We start from the raw sequence: 2,935 nt of genomic DNA on the forward strand, positions 1-2,935 counted from the left end.
CTATAATCTGAGGATTATTTATAATTGAACCCAGCATATATAAATTATTTTTTCTAGTATTTAAGGCATCTTTTGCTAATTGTACCGATTTTTTCACACCAAAACAAAATCCCATTTTTTTAGATAGTATTATTTCCAATTCTTTTTCCTTTGTCTTCTTTTATATTATTTATTATCTTTAAAATATGATCTTTAACTTCCTCAATGCTTTTTCCTGTAGAATCAATAAGAATAGCATCTTTTGCCTTGATTAAAGGGGCGTATTTTCTCTTGGTGTCAATGCTATCCCTCTGTATTATCTGTTTTTTTACTTCTTCGTAATCTAGGTTAAAACCTTTGTTTGTTAACTCTTTATATCTTCTTTTGATTCTTTCCTTTTCAGAAGCAATAAAATAGAACTTTATATCTGCTTGCGGCAAGATCACCGAACCTATATCTCTCCCTTCCATTACAATATTTCCTTGAGCTGCCAATTCTCTTTGAAGATAAATTAATTGCTCTCTAATTTTAGGCTGTCTGGCTATTTGAGAAACATTTTGGTCGATTCTGGGATTGCGTATTTCCTCACTTACGTCTTCTCCGTCAACAAAAATATGATAATAATCATTTGAATTCTTACTATTTGATCTCTTTATACTTATACTGGTATTTGAAACGATGCTGGAAATCACTTCTTCATCGTTTATATTAATATTGTTTTTCAGAATCTTCCAGGTTATTGCCCGATAAATTGCTCCAGTATCAATGTATAAAAAACCTAATTCCCTTGCAATCAATTTACCCATTGTACTTTTTCCCACTGCTGCTGGTCCGTCTATTGCGATGATTAAACTATTTTTTTTCATTAAATCATCAATTCTCCAATGCGCCAATTTACCAATTTACCAATGCACCAATGCATCAATTAACCAATTCTACAATTACAGAAATACTAAGAAAAGATAGTATCCAGATAATGCTATACAATTTTTTTCAGGCTTTTAATTTCTTCTTTAGTTAAGGATCGATAATCTCCCGGTTTTATTCCTTTTAAATAGATTGGCCCAAGTTGAATTCTTCTTAACTCTAGGACAAAATGGCCTATATGTTCAGCCATTTTTCTAATTTGCCTTTTCTTTCCTTCTCTTATCTTTATCTTCAGCATGGTATTGCCATTGGTAATTTTTAGTACATAGATACTACAAGGTGCTATTCTATAATTATTTTCCAGGGTGACTCCCTCTGATAATAGCTTTAATTTTTCGGGAGAGGGTCTTCCTTTTAATTTAACCAGGTAAACCTTTTCTACTTCTTTAGCAGGGTGAGTTAAAGCATAGGCCAAATCACCATCATTAGTAAGAATTAATAATCCTTCTGAGTTAAAATCTAAACGACCCACCGGATATACTTTTTCTTTTAAACCTTTAAGTAAATCTATAACAATCGGTCTGCCAAAGGGATCGTACAAAGAAGTTAAATATCCTTTTGGTTTATTTAATAATATATATGAATACTTTTTTTTCTTTTGATATTGTATTAACTTACCTTTTACTTCAACCAAATCTTTTTGAGGGTCTACCTTGGTTCCTAACTTAGTAATTACAGAATTATTGACCTTTACCTGACCCTGAAGAATAAATTCTTCACACTTTCTTCGAGAAGCAATTCCTGCTCCCGCCATATATTTTTGTAACCTTTCAATCATCTCATTTAATCCCTATTTCGCTTAGTTTTGGAAGATCATTAATTTTTTTTAACCCAAAATGCATTAAAAAAAAGTCGGTAACTTTATAAAGTAAAGGATTTCCAGGGGCTTTTCTTCTACCGCTAATTTTTATAAATTTATGTTTTAATAGATTAAATAAAACTCCTGAGCAACTTACTCCTCTTATCTTTTCAATTTCTATGCGGGTTACCGGTTGATTGTAGGCAATAATAGCTAGAGTCTCCAGTGCTGCTTGGGAAATTTGATGTTTTTTCTTATTCTCCAAAATTTTTTTTACCCATATAGAGTACTGTGGTTTGGTTCCCAGTTTATAGCCGCCAGCAATTTCAACTATTTTAAAAGGCCTGCCATCTTCTTCATATTTTGAAATTAATTCATTAATAATCAATTTACTTGTTCTTTTTTCCAAACCAGTAATCTCTTTTATCTTATCAAGAGTTAACGGATTATTATATACCAGTAATAAGCATTCAATTATATTGTTCCATTCTGCATTGTTTGTTGACTTTTCTTTAACTTTAAAGCATCTCCTTTCAGAACAAATATTATCTTTTCAAAATTTTTATTCTGATAGCATCTTATCTTTCTTAAACATATCAATTCTAATAAAGCAAGGAAAATGACGATAATTTCTAATTTACTCTGAGTTTTTTCCATAAAATAATCGAAAGACAGTCCTTCTTTGTTGGTTTTCAATAATTTAATTATTTCTTGCATTTTGGAAGCGGTAGTAAAAGTACTTTTTTTAAAGGGAATATAGTCTTCTTTCTTTTTATTCTGTAATACTTTTTCCAAAGACGTTAAAAGATCTGTTAAATCTACTCTTTGAATTTCTATGCTACCTTCTTCTTCCCTATCTTCTGTAATGGGAAAATAGATATCGTCTTGAGTTTCTTCTCTTTCCTTTAAATACTTAACTATTCTTTGAAATTTATCATATTCCTGAAGATAGGCTTCCTTTTCTTGTGAAATTATGAAATCATTGTATTCATCATCTTCCTCTTCATTGTCTTTAGATTCTAATTTAGGGAGAAGATTTTCTGATTTTATTTTTAGTATACTCGCTATTTCGGCTAATGTTTTACCGGTAATACTTAAGTCAATAATACTCTTGTTTTTAATAATATATTTTAAATATTGGTCTACTATCTCGCTAATAGGCACCAACATTACATCTACAATGCCTTCTTTTATCTTTCTCAATAATTCATCAATAGAATCATCTAAATC

General features: G+C 30.3%; 5 protein-coding genes. All 5 read right to left on the minus strand.

The genetic code is table 11. The features are described 5' to 3' along the window. Window positions 1-139, minus strand: a 139-nt coding sequence (locus ENO17_05640; GenBank protein HER24508.1) for a 4-hydroxy-3-methylbut-2-enyl diphosphate reductase, incomplete at its 3' end; no start/stop codon positions are given. Beyond that, window positions 120-845, minus strand: coding sequence for a (d)CMP kinase (locus ENO17_05645; protein HER24509.1), 726 nt, complete (start codon window positions 843-845; stop codon window positions 120-122). The genes ENO17_05640 and ENO17_05645, both read right to left, overlap by 20 nt. Window positions 846-958: 113 nt before the next feature. Beyond that, window positions 959-1,684, minus strand: coding sequence for an rRNA pseudouridine synthase (locus ENO17_05650; protein HER24510.1), 726 nt, complete (start codon window positions 1,682-1,684; stop codon window positions 959-961). Window position 1,685: 1 nt separating this feature from the next. Then, window positions 1,686-2,249: an SMC-Scp complex subunit ScpB gene (gene scpB / locus ENO17_05655; protein ID HER24511.1), complete on the minus strand. Its 564-nt coding sequence runs from the start codon at window positions 2,247-2,249 to the stop codon at window positions 1,686-1,688. After that, a partial coding sequence (locus ENO17_05660) for a hypothetical protein (protein HER24512.1) occupies window positions 2,180-2,935 on the minus strand: 756 nt, incomplete at its 5' end. The genes scpB and ENO17_05660, both read right to left, overlap by 70 nt.

Source organism: Candidatus Atribacteria bacterium, assembly GCA_011056645.1.
In the GTDB taxonomy this organism is placed as follows: domain Bacteria; phylum Atribacterota; class Phoenicimicrobiia; order Phoenicimicrobiales; family Phoenicimicrobiaceae; genus Sediminicultor; species Sediminicultor quartus.

Excerpts from the sequence above, each read along its gene's own strand:
- ENO17_05645 (HER24509.1), bottom strand. The coding sequence starts at position 845 with ATGAAAAAAAATAGTTTAATCATCGCAATAGACGGACCAGCAGCAGTG.
- ENO17_05650 (HER24510.1), bottom strand. The coding sequence starts at position 1,684 with ATGATTGAAAGGTTACAAAAATATATGGCGGGAGCAGGAATTGCTTCT.